The organism is Pantoea sp. EABMAA-21, from assembly GCF_030053335.1.
GTDB lineage: Bacteria > Pseudomonadota > Gammaproteobacteria > Enterobacterales > Enterobacteriaceae > Pantoea > Pantoea communis.
The window spans coordinates 96722-113524 of sequence record NZ_JASGBX010000019.1; the positions used below are offsets into that span (position 1 = coordinate 96722).

Here is a 16803-nt window from a genome sequence, read left to right on the forward strand (position 1 = left end):
AATGAGCCGCGATGATAGCACGGCCGCCTCGCCACGAGGTTTTCAGGATGTAACGGCGCTACAGAATCAGGCTACCAAACAGGAAGCCAAATGCCACGGAGAAGGCAATCGCCAACACGCCGGGAATGATAAAGGAGTGATTAAACACAAACTTGCCGATTCGGGTCGAACCGGTGTCATCCATTTCTACGGCTGCCAATAAGGTGGGATAGGTCGGCAACACGAACAGGGCTGAGACGGCGGCAAAGGAGGCAACGGCGGCGAGAGGGGATACGCCAAGCATGAGGGCGGCAGGCATCAACGCCTTGGTGGTCGCTGCCTGTGAATAGAGCAGGGTAGCAGCGAAGAATAATATCAACGCCAGCATCCACGGGTAGCTCTGCAACATATCGCCAGCCGCAGTCTGGATGTCCGCCAGGTGGGCTTTGACAAAGGTATCGCCTAGCCATGCCACGCCCATCACGCAGATACAGGCACTCATACCGGATTTGAACGTACTGGCGCTGAGGATTTCGCCGGTATCGACTTTGCAGGTTAGGCAAATCAGTGTGGCGACGGTGAGCATAAACACCACAATCGCTTCGTTACGAGGCAGCACTGGGTTAATTATTAATCCAACGCTGTCGCTGATCGCCGTGGCGTAGAGCACAACTGCCGCTATGCCGATCAGGAATAGCCCGACCGCACGTTTGGCGCCAGGCTTAATGTCATAGACGCGTTCTCCGCGCAGTGTGACTTCACCTTTGGCTAAGCGCGCCTGATACACCTCGTCTTCTTTTAACTCTCTACCAAGAAAGCTGGTGATCACGGCGGCACAGAAGATGGCAGCCATGGTGGACGGGATCGATACCGCGAGCAGCGCCAGATAGCTGACACCGCGCGGTTCCAGAATCGACGCGAAGAACACCACTGCAGCAGAGAGCGGCGAAGCGGTAATGGCAATTTGCGAGGCGACCACCGCAATCGACAGTGGGCGTGAAGGGCGTACACCTTGCTCTTTGGCCACTTCAGCGATGACGGGTAGCGTCGAGAACGCAGTGTGTCCGGTGCCCGCCAGCAGCGTCATCACATAGGTGACGAGTGGGGCGAGGAAGGTGACGTAACGCGGATGACGGCGCAGCAGGCGCTCGGCCAAACCGACCATGTAATCGAGTCCGCCTGCAATCTGCATCGCGGCAATTGCGGCAATCACTGCCATGATAATTTCGATCACATCGAAGGGAATCGCGCCCGGCTTCATGCCGCAGAACAGCGTCAACACCAGTACGCCCAATCCGCCGGCAAATCCAATTCCGATGCCGCCTAGACGTGCACCCAGCCAGATCGCCAGCAGGACAATCAATAATTCCACTAACACCATTCATTCCGCTCCTGAGCCGTGGGGGAAATCTCGACTCTTAAAGTTGTAGCCGCCAATAAGAAAAAAGCACGCCGTATTGTATACAGGCGTGCTTTTGGCAACTTGATCCGGAACGGATTACTGTTCGTTTTCGTCGGTGTAGCGTTTGGCTTTGTAGGTCGGATGCATCAGGTTCTGGATGGAGAAGATGTCATCCAGTTCCGCTTCGGTCAGCAGACCGCGCTCCAATACCACTTCACGTACGCTCTTGCCGGTTTCCGCACAAATCTTGCCGACGATATCGCCATTGTGGTGGCCGATATACGGGTTGAGATAAGTGACGATACCGATGGAGTTGAACACGTAAGCTTCACATACCGCTTTGTTAGCCGTGATGCCGTTGACGCATTTTTCCAGCAGGTTGAAGCAGGCGTTGGTCAGAATGCTGATCGACTCAAACAGCGCCTGGCCAATCACCGGTTCCATCACGTTCAGCTGCAGCTGACCCGCTTCTGATGCCATGGTCACGGTAATGTCGTTGCCGATAACCTTGAAGCACACCTGGTTCACCACTTCTGGCACCACCGGGTTCACTTTGGCTGGCATGATTGATGAACCGGCCTGCAATTCTGGCAAGTTGATTTCGTTCAGACCCGCACGTGGGCCGGAAGAAAGCAGGCGCAGGTCGTTACAGATCTTCGACAGTTTCACCGCCAGACGTTTCAGCGCAGAGTGCACCATCACGTAAGCACCGCAGTCAGAGGTTGCTTCAATCAGGTCTTCTGCCGGGACGACAGGCAGATTACTGACTTCCGCCAGACGCTGAACGGCCAGCTGCTGATAGCCATCCGGGGTGTTGAGGCGAGTCCCGATGGCCGTCGCGCCCAGGTTTACTTCCAGCAGCAGTTCTGCGGTGCGCAGGATGCTGCGGGTTTCTTCATTCAGCAGCACGTTAAACGCGTGGAATTCCTGGCCCAGCGTCATCGGTACGGCATCCTGCAGCTGGGTACGACCCATCTTGAGGATATTTTCGAACTCGACCGCTTTACGCTGGAAGCCTTCACTGAGCTGGCTGATGCCGTCCAGCAGTTTCAGAATTGAAGCGTAAACTGCAATACGGAATCCGGTGGGATAAGCATCGTTGGTCGACTGACACTTATTCACGTGATCGTTAGGGTTGAGGTACTGGTATTCACCTTTTTGGTGGCCCATCAGTTCCAGACCGATGTTTGCCAGCACTTCGTTGGTGTTCATGTTGACCGAGGTGCCCGCGCCGCCCTGATAGACGTCAACCGGGAACTGATCCATGCATTTACCGTTATTCAGCACTTCATCACAGGCCTGAATAATGGTGTTTGCGATGTTGCGAGGGATTGTTTGCAGCTCTTTGTTGGCGAGCGCGGCTGCTTTTTTGACCATCACCATACCGCGGACAAATTCCGGTATGTCACTGATTTTGTTGTTACTAATGTAGAAGTTCTCAATCGCACGCAGAGTATGAACACCGTAGTAAGCGTCTGCCGGAACTTCGCGCATGCCTAACAGGTCTTCTTCGATACGAATGTTGTTCGCCATGATTACCTTCTTATTATTTCTGCGGTGTCACTGCCGGGCGACCGGGATGGTCGGGCGGCAATCACTGTGCAGGTGAAGCAATTATATTGTCGTGGATTACCAGCACCGACATTTTATCCATCTTCGGGCTGGCGGGCACGATCATATTCTGTTGTTACAGAATTGTTTGTGCACAGATCACTTTACGGGCATTTACTGGCCCAGCGGTAATAACGATATGTGATGTAGTTCGCAATTTTAAGTCAGTGGGAAAAATTTGGCAGGATCGGTTGAAATCGCGGGTTGAGATGCCCATCTCTATCAATACGGTCAGACAGACCATCCCTTTCTGCTGCCTGGCAAGAAGCGAGGCAGCCCTACTCACAGGAGATATCGGTGCGCTGGATACCGTTCGTGATTTTTTTTGTTCTGGCCTGGATTGAGATCTCAATTTTCATTCAGGTTGCACATGCCCTCGGCGTGCTGCTTACCATGCTACTGGTGATCTTCACCTCGTGCATCGGTGTGTCGCTGGTGAAAAACCAGGGTATGAAGAACTTCCGTCTGATGCAGGAGAAGCTGGCGCGCAATGAAAGCCCAGCGGCGGAGATGACCAAAAGCGTTTCACTGATTATTTCGGGCTTCTTACTGCTGTTGCCGGGCTTCTTTACTGACTTCCTCGGTTTGTTGCTGCTGTTGCCTCCGGTGCAGAAACATCTGACGCTGAAATTAATGCCGCATCTGCGTGTGTGGCGCGGACCCGGCGCCGGGCCGGACAGTGGCTATACCATGGATGGCGAATACGAGCGTAAAGATCAGGATCAAATCGGACACGATAAAGATCGATAAGAAGAGAAGGGCGGCGAGAGTCGCCCTTTTTGCTGTCTTTTTCGTCAATGGTTACAAAAACGAAAATTTTTTATTTTTTGCCCCTTGAAAGCCTTTTTTAGTGACCCTATCTCTCTCTCCACGAGGCCGGAAGCCATGCAGTCCGGTTCAACCCAAAAAACTGAATGATTGGACTTCTCAAAGGAGAGCTACCAAATGAAAATTCGTCCGTTGCACGATCGCGTTATCGTCAAGCGTAAAGAAGTTGAAGCTAAATCTGCTGGCGGTATCGTTCTGACCGGCTCTGCAGCTGGCAAATCAACCCGTGGTGAAGTTCTGGCTGTGGGTAATGGCCGCATCCTGGAAAACGGTGATGTTAAGCCGCTGGACGTGAAAGTTGGCGATCTGGTTATCTTCAGCGAAGGCTACGGTGCCAAAACTGAGAAGATCGATAACGAAGAAGTTCTGATCATCTCTGAAAGCGACATCCTGGCGATTGTCGAAGCGTAATTACGCGTAATTCACTGAACGAAACGAATTTAAGGGATATTTGAAATGGCAGCTAAAGACGTAAAATTCGGTAATGACGCGCGCGTAAAAATGCTGCGTGGCGTGAACGTACTGGCAGATGCAGTAAAAGTTACCCTGGGCCCGAAAGGCCGTAACGTGGTTCTGGATAAATCTTTTGGTGCACCGACCATCACCAAAGATGGCGTTTCTGTAGCACGTGAAATCGAGCTGGAAGACAAGTTCGAGAACATGGGTGCACAGATGGTGAAAGAAGTGGCCTCTAAAGCGAACGACGCTGCGGGCGACGGCACCACCACTGCAACCGTTCTGGCTCAGTCTATCGTGAACGAAGGCCTGAAAGCCGTTGCGGCTGGCATGAACCCAATGGACCTGAAGCGCGGTATCGATAAAGCCGTTGCTGCTGCCGTTGAAGAGCTGAAAGCGCTGTCTGTTCCTTGCCAGGATACTAAAGCCATTGCTCAGGTAGGTACCATCTCTGCTAACTCTGATGAGTCAGTCGGTACCCTGATCGCGAAAGCGATGGATAAAGTGGGCAAAGAAGGTGTTATCACCGTTGAAGAAGGCACCGGCCTGCAAGACGAGCTGGACGTGGTTGAAGGTATGCAGTTCGACCGTGGCTACCTGTCTCCTTACTTCATCAACAAGCCAGAAACTGGCGCAATCGAACTGGATGCACCGTTTATCCTGTTGGCTGACAAGAAGATCTCTAACATCCGTGAACTGCTGCCAGTACTGGAAGCGGTTGCGAAAGCCGGTAAACCACTGCTGATCATCGCTGAAGATGTTGAAGGCGAAGCACTGGCAACTCTGGTGGTTAACACCATGCGCGGTATCGTGAAAGTGGCTGCGGTTAAAGCACCAGGCTTCGGCGACCGTCGTAAAGCAATGCTGCAGGATATCGCAATCCTGACTGGCGGTACCGTCATCTCTGAAGAGATCGGTATGGAGCTGGAAAAAGCGACCCTGGAAGATCTGGGTCAGGCTAAGCGTGTTGTGATCAACAAAGATACTTCTACCATCATCGATGGTGTGGGCGATCAGGGTGCAATCTCTGGCCGTGTGACTCAGATCCGTCAGCAGATCGAAGAAGCAACTTCTGATTACGACAAAGAAAAACTGCAGGAGCGCGTAGCGAAACTGGCAGGCGGCGTGGCCGTTCTGAAAGTGGGTGCAGCCACTGAAGTTGAAATGAAAGAGAAGAAAGCACGCGTTGAAGATGCCCTGCACGCTACCCGTGCTGCGGTAGAAGAAGGCGTGGTTGCTGGTGGTGGTGTTGCACTGGTTCGCGTTGCAGCCAAGATCGCTGCTTCTGGCCTGAAAGGTCAGAACGAAGATCAGAACGTGGGTATCAAAGTTGCGCTGCGCGCAATGGAAGCTCCACTGCGTCAGATCGTTTCTAACGCCGGTGAAGAGCCATCTGTTGTTGCTAACAACGTGAAAGCAGGCGACGGCAACTACGGCTACAACGCTCAGACTGAAGAATACGGCAACATGATCGACTTCGGTATCCTGGACCCAACCAAAGTGACCCGTTCTGCGCTGCAGTACGCGTCTTCTGTTGCGGGCCTGATGATCACCACCGAAGCGATGGTAACTGACCTGCCTAAAGGCGATGCTCCTGATTTAGGTGGCGCTGGCGGCATGGGTGGCATGGGCGGAATGGGCGGCATGATGTAATTTGCCCCTGACTGCTTAAGTCATGTGAAAAACCCTCGATCGGAAACGGTCGGGGGTTTTTCTTTTGGTGGCGAACAAGGTATAAGTAAGAGCGCAATACTTCGGCTTTGCGGGTTTAGGGCAATGAATGTTCAGAAAAAAAGTGCGCTTTTCTGCTACGCTGCCGCCCGACACTGATGATAATAAATGGGGATTACAATGCGGATTAACCTCTTGCTCGGACTGGCGGTAGGGACTTTACTGCTGGCGGGCTGCAGCAGCTCCAATCAACTGAGTTCCGGCGGACAGCGTGTCACTTTCGTTGACCAACAGCCTGGAAGCCAATGTCAGCTGCTGGGCAATGTCACCGGCTCACAGAGCAACTGGTTGAGCGGTTCAGGCGGTGAAGGCAGTTCTTTGCGTGGCGCAGCCAATGACCTGCGTAACCGCGCGGCAGAGATGGGTGGCAACGTGATTTACGGTGCAACCAGCCCAACGCAGAACCTGCTTTCAGCTTTCGCACCGCTTGACAGCAAAATGTCTGGTCAGGTGTATAAGTGCCCGTAATGGCATGAAAGAGATGTAAAAAAAGCCGCTGATGCGGCTTTTTTTATTCCTGGCGTAACTGCAAATCCAGCGGCGTTTTACTTGGCTCACCACCAATCTCGCGCGCCAGCTTCGGCACCATATAACCCGATACCATGGTTAACAACTGGCGTACTAGCGCACGGGCTTCTTCATCCGACACAAAGAAATGCGCCGCGCCCTGTACTTTATCCAGCACGTGCAGGTAATAGGGCAGAATACCGGCATCAAACAGCGCGTTGCTCAGATTAGCCAGCGCTCGTGCATCATCATTGATACCGCGCAGCAGCACGCTCTGATTAAGCAAGGTGACACCCGCGCGTTTCAGCATCTGCATGCCGTAGCGCAGCTCATCATCAATTTCTTGCGCGTGGTTGATGTGGCTCACCATCAGCACTTGCAGGCGTGTCTCGGCCAGAATCTGGCATAACCCTTCGGTAATGCGTGCCGGGATTACCACCGGGAGGCGGCTATGAATGCGCAGACGCCTCAGATGGGGGATTTTCTCCAGTGCGCCCACCAGCCACGCCAGCTCATGGTCTTTAGCCATCAGCGGATCGCCACCCGAGAAGATAATCTCATCCAGCTCTGGATGCTCAGCGATGTAATCGATCGCCGCCTGCCAGTTACGCTTATTGCCCTGATTATCCTGATAGGGGAAATGGCGACGGAAGCAGTAGCGGCAGTTAACCGCACAGCCGCCCTTCACCAGCAGCAATGCACGGTTTCTGTACTTATGCAGTAAACCGGGCACCACGCTACTTTGCTCATCCAGCGGGTCAGTGCTGTAACCTGGCGCATCGACAAATTCCTGACGGCTGGTTAATACCTGCAGCAAAAGGGGGTCGTGCGCATTGCCCGGCGTCATGCGTTGAATGAAGGCACGCGGCACGCGCAGCGCAAAAAGCTTGCGCGCATCGTTGCCTGCGGCCAAATCCGCATGCTGTTCGAGAGATAAAAGTCGCAGTAATTCAGTAGGATCGGTGACAACATCAGCAAGTTGCTGCAACCAATCTTCTCTGATGGGGGGATTTAGGGTTACAATGTTTGCCATTTTTTTGGCTATTACCAGTTCAATATTTACAGAGGGCCTTTATGGCGACTTATCTTAGCAACGATTTCCGTCCCGGTCTTAAAATCATGTTCGAAGGCGAGCCATATGCCATCGAAGCCAGTGAGTTCGTTAAACCGGGTAAAGGCCAGGCATTTGCACGCGTTAAAATGCGTCGTCTGCTGACCGGTTCTCGCGTTGAGAAGACCTTCAAATCTACCGACTCTGCCGAAGGCGCAGACGTTCGTGATATGACGCTGCAGTACTCTTACAACGACGGCGACTTCTACTACTTCATGCACCCAGAGTCTTTCGAGCAGTATCAGATCGAATCTAAAGTGCTGGACGACGTGACCAAATGGTTGCAGGACAATGCGGATTGTATCGTTACCCTGTGGAACGATAAAGCGATCGCTGTTCAGCCACCGAACTTCATCGAAGCAGAAGTCATCGAAACAGATCCAGGTCTGAAAGGTGATACTGCCGGTACCGGTGGCAAGCCAGCGACCCTGTCTACTGGCGCAGTGATCAAAGTTCCACTGTTCGTCCAGATTGGCGAAGTGGTTAAAGTTGACACCCGCTCTGGCGAATACGTTTCTCGCGTAAAATAATTGCCAAATCAGGCGCATCACTCGATGCGCCTTTTTTCTCTATGAGTTCAGAATAATGAAAAAGATGGCGAAATTGGCTGTTTTTGCGTTGCTGGTCTCTTCTGCTTTAAGTGCCTGCAACACTTTCCACGGCTTTGGTGAAGACGTCTCCCATTTGGGCGGTGCCATTTCACGCGCAGCGGATAAATAAATTGCGAGGGCGCCGCCTTTTCTCAGCGGCTTAGCCAGCAAGATTGTGTATAAGGTCTATGCTTGAATGGCTGTACTTTTACTGCAACCAACAAGGATATGGCTATGTTAAAGAAAAGTATTGTCGCGATTCTTTCTGTTCTGGTGCTTTCCTCTGTGTTGACCGCCTGCAACACCACCCGTGGTGTTGGCGAGGACGTTCAGGCCGGTGGCAAAGCGATTCAGCGTAGCGCACAGTGATCCAAACCGGTGCGAAACCCGATTTCGTACCGGATTCCCTGATTCCCTCTTTCTTTGTCTGAAAAAGCACCGCTAACGCCTTCGATCCCGTCACGCCGTTGTTTGCCGTAGCCAATACGGGTAGACTTCTCCCCCTTATCTGTATAAGGAGTCACCAACATGAGCGAAACGGCAAGCTGGCAGCCGAGCGCACCCATTGCCAATTTGTTGAAACGCGCCGCTATTTTGGCGGAGATTCGTCGTTTCTTTGCCGATCGCGGCGTGCTGGAGGTCGATACCCCGGCGATGAGCCAGGCGACCATCACGGATATCCATCTGGTGCCGTTCCAGACGCGCTTTGTGGGTCCAGGTGCAGCGAAAGGGCGCGATCTGTGGCTGATGACCAGCCCGGAATATCATATGAAGCGTCTGCTGGCGGCGGGCAGTGGCCCAATCTATCAGATGGGACGTTGCTTCCGTAACGAAGAAGCAGGGCGCCACCATAATCCTGAGTTCACCATGCTGGAGTGGTATCGTCCTCACTACGATATGTATCGCCTGATGAATGAAGTCGACGATCTGATGCAGCAGGTGCTGGAGTGCGATAGCGCCGAATCTTTATCGTATCAGCAGGCATTTATTCGCCATCTGGAACTTGATCCTTTGTCATCGGATAAAACGCAGCTGCGTGAAGCCGCGACGAAGTTGGGTGAGGGTGAACTGGCGAATCGTGAAGAAGACCGCGATACCTTGTTGCAGCTGCTGTTTATGCTGGGTGTTGAGCCGAAGATTGGTAACGATAAACCGTGCTTCGTGTATCACTTCCCGGCCAGTCAGGCGGCATTGGCCGAAATCAGCACTGAGGATCATCGCGTCGCGGAGCGTTTCGAGGTGTATTACAAAGGCGTGGAGTTGGCTAACGGCTTCCGCGAATTGACCGATAGCCGCGAACAGCGTCAGCGCTTTGAGCAGGATAATCGTCGCCGTGCAGCGCGTGGTTTACCGCAGCACCCGATTGATACCAACCTGCTGGATGCGCTGGCACATGGCATGCCTGCTTGTTCAGGTGTGGCGTTGGGTGTGGATCGTTTGATTATGCTGGCGTTGAAAGCCAATGCATTAAGCGACGTGATTGCCTTCCCGGTGGATCGCAGCTAATCATTCTTGCTCAGGCAGGGTGTTTCAGACAACAACGGCGCATGTATTGCGCCGTTGTTCATTCAAGGGTTACTGCTGCGTGGTGGGTGCGGCTGGCGCTTCGGGGAACTCCTGAATAGTGACTGGCAGCATCATCTTTTGTTCGTTACGCAGAACCTGCACCTGAATCACCGATCCTGGACGAATTTCGGCGACCTGATCCATGGTTTCCTGCGCCGACAGCGCCGGTTTGCCGTTCACCTGTAAAAGCACATCATTGGCTTGAATGCCTGCCCGATCGGCTGGCCCGCCTGGCGTAACCTCACTGACGATAATACCCTGTGCACGATCCAGACTGCTGCCCTGACCGTGTAGCGGCGGCAGCTCACGGCCGGTGATGCCGATATAGCCACGAATGACCCGACCGTCACGAATCAATTTATCCATGATCTTGGTTGCTAACGCGGTTGGAATCGCAAAGCCAATCCCTTCCGGCGTTTCGCCATCATTGCTTTTATCAAATGTCAGAGTGTTAATGCCCATTAGTTCGCCGAGCGAGTTAATCAGCGCACCGCCTGAGTTGCCCTGATTGATGGATGCATCGGTCTGCAGGAAATTTTGACGACCCGATGAGCTCAAGCCCACGCGCCCGGTGGCACTGATAATGCCCTGAGTGACGGTCTGCCCGAGGTTGTAGGGGTTACCAATCGCCATCACCACATCGCCGATATGTGCGATACGGTTAGCGTTAATCGGAATCACCGGCAGGTTAGTGGCGCTGATTTTCAGCACCGCTAAATCGGTCATCGCATCTGAACCCACTAAGGTGGCTTCAAAGAAACGACCATCCTGCAACGCCACAATGATCTGGTCGGCGTTATTAATGACATGCTTGTTCGTTAGAATGTAGCCTTTCACGTTCATGATCACGCCAGAACCCAGCGTGGTGATACCGCGATTATTGTTGCCATGGGCACTGCGGTTGTAGACGTTGACCACCGCAGGCACAGCGCGGCGCACCCCCTGATTGAAGCTCACGGGGGATTCATCATCACTGTTGTCATGATCAAAGGTGACGTTGCTGCTCATACGCAGCGCAGGGATCGCTACCAGCAGCAAACCCGCTACGATCAGGCCCATCACCACAGAACGCAAAAGTTTAAGAAACATGGTGTTATTTCAGGAAAGGTGGGATCGCTGGGCAGAATAACATGAGAAAGGCGGACAAACACCTGCTTGTCCGCCTGTTGCGAGGATTATCGCATAAGTAAGTAAATGCTCTCGTCGCCTCGCACCACGTTCAGTGCCAGGATCGCGGGTTTACTTTCCAGCGCTTTACGCATTTCCGCCAGTGAAGTGACACGATCGCGGTTAACACCGACAATCACATCATCTTTCTGCAAGCCTGCCTGCTCAGCTGGCGTGCCTTTTTCAATGGCATCCACTTTCACGCCTTTATCGCCGCTCTTGGCTGCGCCATCACTCAGCGTTGCACCTTGTAACGCCGGTGACATCAGCTGGGCGCTGGCGGTGGTTTGCGCGCTCTGTTCCAGCGTCACGGTCACCGTCACCGGTTTGCCTTCACGCAGCAGACCAATTTTCACCTGCTGACCCGGTGGGGTGGTGCCCACTTTTACGCGCAACTCGGCAAAGCTGGTGATCGCTTTGTCATTGATGGAGGTGATGATGTCACCCGCTTTAATGCCCGCTTTTTGCGCCGCCGAGTTAGGCAGCACTTCAGAAACAAAGGCACCACGCTGAGCGTCAACGTTAAAGGCTTTGGCGATGTCAGGCGTCATTTCGGTGCCTTTAATGCCCAACTGACCACGCTTCACTTCACCAGACTGAATCAGCTGCTGCGCGAGGTTCATCGCCATATTGCTGGGAATCGCGAAGCCGATACCAATGTTGCCGCCGCTGGAGGCAAGAATCGCGGTGTTGATACCAATCAACTCGCCATTCAGGTTCACCAGCGCACCGCCGGAGTTCCCCCGGTTAATCGCCGCATCGGTCTGGATGAAGTTTTCCAGTCCTTCAAGGTTCAACCCGCTGCGGCCCAACGCCGAAATAATGCCGGAGGTGGCCGTTTGGCCAAGACCGAAGGGGTTACCGATAGCCACAGCAAAATCGCCCACTTTCAGGGAGTCGGAGTCGGCGATTTTCACCTGCGTCAGATTTTTAGCGCCTTCAACCTGGATCAGCGCGATATCGGTTTGCTCATCATGGCCAATCAGCTTGGCATCATATTCATTGCCATCGCTGAGCTGGACGCTGATTTTATCGGCACCGTTCACCACGTGGTTGTTGGTGAGGATGTAGCCTTTAGCCGCATCAATGATCACGCCTGAACCAAGGCCTTCAAACGGCTGTGGCTGGGATTGTCCCGGTGCCTGGCCAAAGAAGCGCTTCAGCGGTTCAGGAATATCCTGTGCCTGCTGGCCGCTGTCGGTGCCTTCAACATGCACGCTAACGACCGCGGGCAGAACTTTTTCCAGCATGGGTGCCAGACTCGGCAGTGCTTGTCCCTGAACCTGAGCGGGCAGCGTCGCCATCGCGCCAGGCGTTGCCGCCAGACTCATCCCAATACTCAAGGCTAATGCGCTTAACAGCCGTGCTTGTTTTTTCATTGCTACAACGCTCTCGCTGCGAAAGAAGAAAGGGGATAGAAAGTGTGACAGTAGTTTGGCGTAAGTGTTCGAAAAACAAAAAGGGCACAGCTAAGCTGTGCCCCAAAAGGATTATTTACGCGGTGTACGGTCGCTGCCGCGCAGCAAACCGGATGCGCCATCAGAGTAATCACGCGGCATCTGCACCGGTGCCTGATCGTTATCCGCTTCGGCTTCCGTCAGCTGATAAGCAAACGGATTTTTTTCGCCCGGCAGATTTGGCAGCAGGTCATTCGAACCCTTTGCCATATGCTGATACAGCTGGCGATAATCATGTGCCATGTTGTCTAGCAATTCTGCGCTGCGCGCAAAGTGGTTGGTGAGCTCTTCGCGATAATCTGCCAGCTCAGCCTTCGATTTTTCCAGTTCGTACTGCATGCTACGCTGCTCACGCAGCTTCTTGTTGCCAAAACGCATGACAACTGCGCCGACAATAATGCCAATCACTAAACCAATCAGCCCGTATTCCCAGGTCATAATGACTCCCGTGTAATTTCCGTTGCTTCGTAGGGCATTGCTTCTGTTTCCACTTCAATAGCAGCCACTATACCCAATAATCTTATGGAAGTGGAACTCTCGGGCTGCATCGCTTAGTGTAGTGCGGCCTAATTTTCGCCAACCGACCCGTGAATCGGACTTTTTCAGGGATTCTGAGAGAACCATGCAAACCTCATCTCCGCTTGCCCGCTATGAGCAGGCGCTATCACAGGGCGAGTTTCGTCCAGATGATGTACAACGCGAAGCCATTACCCGCCTGGATGCGATCCAGCAAGGATTGATTGCCCGTAAGCCCGCGCCTGAACCCGCCCCTAAAGGGCTATTTGGCCGCCTGTCGAAGCTGATGTCCAAAGAGAAAAGCAGCAACGAAGCGCCGGTGCGCGGGCTGTATATGTGGGGCGGCGTGGGTCGCGGTAAAACCTGGGTGATGGATTTATTTTTTCAGTCTATTCCTGGCGATCGCAAACTCCGCCTGCATTTTCATCGTTTTATGCTGCGCGTCCATGAAGAACTGACCCAGTTACAAGGCCATAGCGATCCGCTGCTGATTGTGGCCGACCGCTTTAAAGCAGAAACCGATATTCTCTGCTTCGACGAATTCTTTGTGTCTGATATTACCGATGCCATGCTGTTGGGCACGCTGATGGAAGCACTGTTCGATCGCGGCATTGCGCTGGTGGCGACGTCCAATATTCCGCCTGACGATCTCTATCGCAATGGCCTGCAGCGCCCGCGTTTTCTGCCCGCAATTGAGCAGATCAAACGTCATTGTGATGTGATGAACGTGGATGCGGGTATCGACTACCGCTTGCGTACACTGACATCCGCGCATCTGTGGAATTTCCCGCTTAACGATGCCACGCATGCTGAAATGGAGCGCATGTTCCGCGCCTTGTCCGGCAAGCCGCGTGAAGATGCGCCGGTGCTGGAAATTAACCACCGTCAGATGCCAACGCTGGGCGTTCATGAAGGCGTGCTGGCGATTGATTTCCTCGCGCTGTGTGGCGAAGGGCGTAGTCAGCATGACTACATCGAGCTATCACGCCGCTTCCACAGCGTATTGCTGTATGATGTGCCGGTGATGATTTACAAGACCGAAGATCAGGCACGCCGCTTCCTGGCGCTGGTCGATGAATTCTACGAACGCCACGTGAAACTGGTGGTGGCGGCCGAAACCTCACTGTTTGAAATTTATCAGGGCACGCGCCTTAAGTTTGAGTATCAACGCTGCTTGTCGCGTTTGCAGGAGATGCAAAGCGAAGAGTATTTGCGTCTGCCGCATCTGCCCTGATGACGTGGGCAAAAATCGCAGGATTTCGATGCAAAAAGGTTCGATCTTTGAGTTCGACTTCTCTATAATCTTGCGACCCCACGTTACAGCATCGGTTTTCTTTCCCAAGAACTCGATGTGATCCGGTAACTCACTTGAAGGGGTGGCTTGCTGGGCAAAATGGTCGTGTGAGCCTCAATCGTTTACTTAGCGTTTGGGATTTCACCAACGTGTAACTTTTTATTTGGGTAAGCTTTTCAATGAAAACTTTTACAGCTAAACCAGAAACCGTACAGCGTGACTGGTATGTTGTTGACGCAACGGGCAAAACCTTGGGTCGCCTGGCGACTGAACTGGCGCGCCGTCTGCGTGGTAAGCACAAAGCGGAATACACTCCGCACGTTGATACCGGTGATTACATCATCGTTCTGAACGCTGAGAAAGTTGCTGTAACCGGCAACAAGCGTACTGACAAGATTTACTATCACCACACTGGCCACATCGGTGGTATCAAGCAAGCGACCTTTGCAGAGATGATCGAGCGCCGTCCTGAGCGTGTGATTGAAATCGCGGTTAAAGGCATGCTGCCGAAAGGCCCACTGGGTCGTGCTATGTACCGTAAACTGAAAGTTTACGCAGGCAACGAGCACACTCACGCGGCGCAGCAACCGCAAGTTCTTGACATTTAATCGGGATTATAGGCAATGGCTGAAACTCAAAACTACGGCACTGGTCGCCGCAAAAGCTCTGCCGCTCGCGTCTTCATCAAGCCGGGTAGCGGTAACATCGTCATTAACCAGCGCTCACTGGAGCAATACTTCGGTCGCGAGACTGCACGCATGGTCGTGCGTCAGCCGCTGGAGCTGGTTGATATGGTTGGTAAATTTGACCTGTACATCACCGTTAAAGGTGGTGGTATTTCTGGTCAGGCTGGTGCGATCCGTCACGGTATCACACGCGCTCTGATGGAATACGACGAGTCTCTGCGTCCTGAACTGCGTAAAGCGGGCTTCGTTACCCGTGACGCACGTGAAGTTGAACGTAAGAAAGTCGGCCTGCGTAAAGCACGTCGTCGTCCGCAGTTCTCTAAGCGTTAATTGTTGCTGCTTCGGCAGACACAATTTGCTCAAAAAACCCGCTTCGGCGGGTTTTTTATTGTCGCCATTCACGATTTTTCACGCTAAAAACGCGAGCTTTACCCGCATTTTGCCCGCAAATCATTATCCCTGCCCCACAAGCTGCTTAAAATCTGGTAAACTCACTGACACTTTGCGCCCGCAAGCCGGAGCGTTGTGCGTGTTATTTCTGTCGGGACGACGGGAAAGCGCCACTGACGTTGGCTGTGTGCGAATCTGATGAGCAAGTGAGTCGCCGCGTGGTTGGCTATTCGCAGTATCTTTTTGTGAACAAACTTGGAGGTTTTCATGGCTGTCGCTGCCAACAAACGTTCGGTAATGACGCTGTTTTCTGGTCCGACTGACATTTTTAGCCATCAAGTACGTATTGTACTGGCTGAAAAAGGCGTCAGCGTGGAGATCGAGCAGGTTGAAACGGATAACCTGCCGCAGGATCTGATTGACCTCAACCCGTATCGCACTGTACCAACGCTGGTCGACCGTGAACTGACGTTGTATGAATCACGCATCATCATGGAATACCTGGATGAGCGTTTCCCGCATCCACCGCTGATGCCTGTTTACCCGGTTGCCCGTGGTGAAAGCCGCCTGATGATGCATCGCATCGAGCAGGACTGGTACACCCTGATGCGTGCAATCGAAACCGGTAACAACGCTGAAGCTGATGCCGCGCGCAAACAACTGCGTGAAGAATTGCTGGCGATTGCGCCATTGTTCTCGCGCACGCCGTTCTTCATGAGCGAAGAGTTCAGCCTGGTCGACTGCTATCTGGCACCGCTGCTGTGGCGTTTGCCGCAGATGGGCGTTGAGCTGGTGGGTGCCGGTTCTAAAGAGCTGAAAGGCTACATGACGCGCGTATTTGAACGTGACTCTTTCCTCGCTTCATTAACGGAAGCGGAACGTGAAATGCGCCTGCAAGCCCGGGGCTAATGTATGGAAATGTCGCAACTAACGGCTCGTCGTCCCTATCTGCTGCGTGCGTTTTATGACTGGCTTCTCGATAACCAGTTGACGCCGCATTTGGTGGTCGACATCAATCTGCCTGGTGTGCAGGTGCCGCTGGAGTATGCGCGTGATGGCCAGATCGTTCTGAACATTGCGCCGCGCGCTGTCGGTAACCTCGACCTCGCCAATGACGAAGTGCGTTTCAATGCGCGCTTCGGCGGCGTGCCGCGCCAGGTTTCTGTGCCAATGGCCGCTGTGCTGGCCATCTACGCACGTGAAAACGGTGCTGGCACCATGTTCGAACCGGAACCGGCTTACGAGCTGGAAACCAACGAACAGGAAGGCCAGGAAGAGACGATGATGTCAGTGATTGATGGCGATCGTCCCGACGATGCGGCTGATAACGATCACTCGCCGGATGATGAACCGCCACCGCGTGGTGGACGTCCTTCATTGCGCGTGGTGAAGTAAATCGCATGCAATAAAAACGGGCCAATTGGCCTAATGCCGATCAGTTAAGGATCAGTTGAACGATCCAGTGGCTGTGTAAGAATCCGGAAACGCTTCGTTTCCGGATTTTTTTATGCA

General features: G+C 53.2%; 19 protein-coding genes. 13 read left to right on the forward strand and 6 right to left on the reverse strand.

The window, feature by feature from the left end; genetic code table 11:
• Positions 1-58 precede the first annotated feature (58 nt).
• Positions 59-1360 carry an anaerobic C4-dicarboxylate transporter gene (locus QMZ65_RS21935; RefSeq protein ID WP_211729107.1) on the reverse strand — a complete coding sequence of 434 codons (1302 nt, stop codon included), beginning with the start codon at positions 1358-1360 and terminating at the stop codon, positions 59-61.
• 117 nt (positions 1361-1477) lie between these two features.
• Positions 1478-2914, reverse strand: coding sequence for an aspartate ammonia-lyase (aspA, locus tag QMZ65_RS21940; protein WP_007886584.1), 1437 nt, complete (start codon positions 2912-2914; stop codon positions 1478-1480).
• 375 nt (positions 2915-3289) lie between these two features.
• Here aspA and QMZ65_RS21945 point away from each other — a divergent pair, with 375 nt between their 5' ends.
• The 4 genes from QMZ65_RS21945 to QMZ65_RS21960 all read left to right on the forward strand — a co-directional run bounded on the left by QMZ65_RS21945 (position 3290) and on the right by QMZ65_RS21960 (position 6475).
• Positions 3290-3742: an FxsA family protein gene (locus QMZ65_RS21945; protein ID WP_097119018.1), complete on the forward strand. Its 453-nt coding sequence runs from the start codon at positions 3290-3292 to the stop codon at positions 3740-3742.
• A gap of 195 nt (positions 3743-3937) precedes the next feature.
• The gene (locus QMZ65_RS21950; protein WP_021507766.1) at positions 3938-4231 is read left to right on the forward strand and encodes a co-chaperone GroES; all 294 of its coding nucleotides are present in this window, start codon (positions 3938-3940) and stop codon (positions 4229-4231) included.
• 45 nt (positions 4232-4276) lie between these two features.
• Positions 4277-5929: a chaperonin GroEL gene (groL, locus tag QMZ65_RS21955; protein WP_034826677.1), complete on the forward strand. Its 1653-nt coding sequence runs from the start codon at positions 4277-4279 to the stop codon at positions 5927-5929.
• A 198-nt stretch (positions 5930-6127) separates the two neighbouring features.
• The gene (locus QMZ65_RS21960) at positions 6128-6475 is read left to right on the forward strand and encodes a DUF4156 domain-containing protein (protein WP_034826674.1); all 348 of its coding nucleotides are present in this window, start codon (positions 6128-6130) and stop codon (positions 6473-6475) included.
• A 43-nt stretch (positions 6476-6518) separates the two neighbouring features.
• Here QMZ65_RS21960 and epmB read toward each other — a convergent pair whose 3' ends face one another.
• Positions 6519-7547 (reverse strand): EF-P beta-lysylation protein EpmB, encoded by a 1029-nt coding sequence (gene epmB, locus QMZ65_RS21965; RefSeq protein WP_283216686.1) that lies wholly within the window; start codon positions 7545-7547, stop codon positions 6519-6521.
• 41 nt (positions 7548-7588) lie between these two features.
• On the opposite strand from epmB, the gene efp reads away from it, so the two are divergent.
• From efp to epmA, 4 genes are all read left to right on the forward strand, one after another.
• Complete coding sequence (efp, locus tag QMZ65_RS21970; RefSeq protein WP_034826669.1) at positions 7589-8155, forward strand: elongation factor P; 567 nt, start codon at positions 7589-7591, stop codon at positions 8153-8155.
• Between the two features lie 55 nt (positions 8156-8210).
• Positions 8211-8345: an entericidin A/B family lipoprotein gene (locus QMZ65_RS21975; RefSeq protein WP_034826667.1), complete on the forward strand. Its 135-nt coding sequence runs from the start codon at positions 8211-8213 to the stop codon at positions 8343-8345.
• 104 nt (positions 8346-8449) lie between these two features.
• Positions 8450-8584 (forward strand): entericidin A/B family lipoprotein, encoded by a 135-nt coding sequence (locus tag QMZ65_RS21980; protein ID WP_038649531.1) that lies wholly within the window; start codon positions 8450-8452, stop codon positions 8582-8584.
• Between the two features lie 159 nt (positions 8585-8743).
• Positions 8744-9721, forward strand: coding sequence for an elongation factor P--(R)-beta-lysine ligase (gene epmA, locus QMZ65_RS21985; protein WP_283216687.1), 978 nt, complete (start codon positions 8744-8746; stop codon positions 9719-9721).
• Positions 9722-9790: 69 nt separating this feature from the next.
• Here epmA and degS read toward each other — a convergent pair whose 3' ends face one another.
• The 3 genes from degS to zapG all read right to left on the reverse strand — a co-directional run bounded on the left by degS (position 9791) and on the right by zapG (position 12843).
• A complete protein-coding gene (gene degS / locus QMZ65_RS21990; RefSeq protein ID WP_034826661.1) occupies positions 9791-10870 on the reverse strand; it encodes an outer membrane-stress sensor serine endopeptidase DegS in 1080 nt (359 codons plus the stop codon).
• A gap of 86 nt (positions 10871-10956) precedes the next feature.
• Entirely contained in the window at positions 10957-12327 is a 1371-nt protein-coding gene (gene degQ / locus QMZ65_RS21995) for a serine endoprotease DegQ (protein ID WP_160834325.1), read from the reverse strand.
• 111 nt (positions 12328-12438) lie between these two features.
• Positions 12439-12843, reverse strand: a complete 405-nt coding sequence (zapG, locus tag QMZ65_RS22000; protein WP_034826655.1) for a Z-ring associated protein ZapG — start codon at positions 12841-12843, stop codon at positions 12439-12441.
• A 184-nt stretch (positions 12844-13027) separates the two neighbouring features.
• Between zapG and zapE the strand changes: the two genes are divergently transcribed.
• The 5 genes from zapE to sspB all read left to right on the forward strand — a co-directional run bounded on the left by zapE (position 13028) and on the right by sspB (position 16686).
• Complete coding sequence (zapE, locus tag QMZ65_RS22005; RefSeq protein ID WP_160834324.1) at positions 13028-14155, forward strand: cell division protein ZapE; 1128 nt, start codon at positions 13028-13030, stop codon at positions 14153-14155.
• A 239-nt stretch (positions 14156-14394) separates the two neighbouring features.
• Positions 14395-14823, forward strand: coding sequence for a 50S ribosomal protein L13 (gene rplM, locus QMZ65_RS22010; RefSeq protein WP_034826650.1), 429 nt, complete (start codon positions 14395-14397; stop codon positions 14821-14823).
• A 15-nt stretch (positions 14824-14838) separates the two neighbouring features.
• Positions 14839-15231 (forward strand): 30S ribosomal protein S9, encoded by a 393-nt coding sequence (gene rpsI, locus QMZ65_RS22015; protein WP_034826648.1) that lies wholly within the window; start codon positions 14839-14841, stop codon positions 15229-15231.
• 327 nt (positions 15232-15558) lie between these two features.
• Positions 15559-16200: a stringent starvation protein SspA gene (gene sspA, locus QMZ65_RS22020; RefSeq protein WP_034826645.1), complete on the forward strand. Its 642-nt coding sequence runs from the start codon at positions 15559-15561 to the stop codon at positions 16198-16200.
• A gap of 3 nt (positions 16201-16203) precedes the next feature.
• A complete protein-coding gene (gene sspB / locus QMZ65_RS22025) occupies positions 16204-16686 on the forward strand; it encodes a ClpXP protease specificity-enhancing factor (RefSeq protein WP_034826642.1) in 483 nt (160 codons plus the stop codon).
• Positions 16687-16803: the final 117 nt, after the last annotated feature.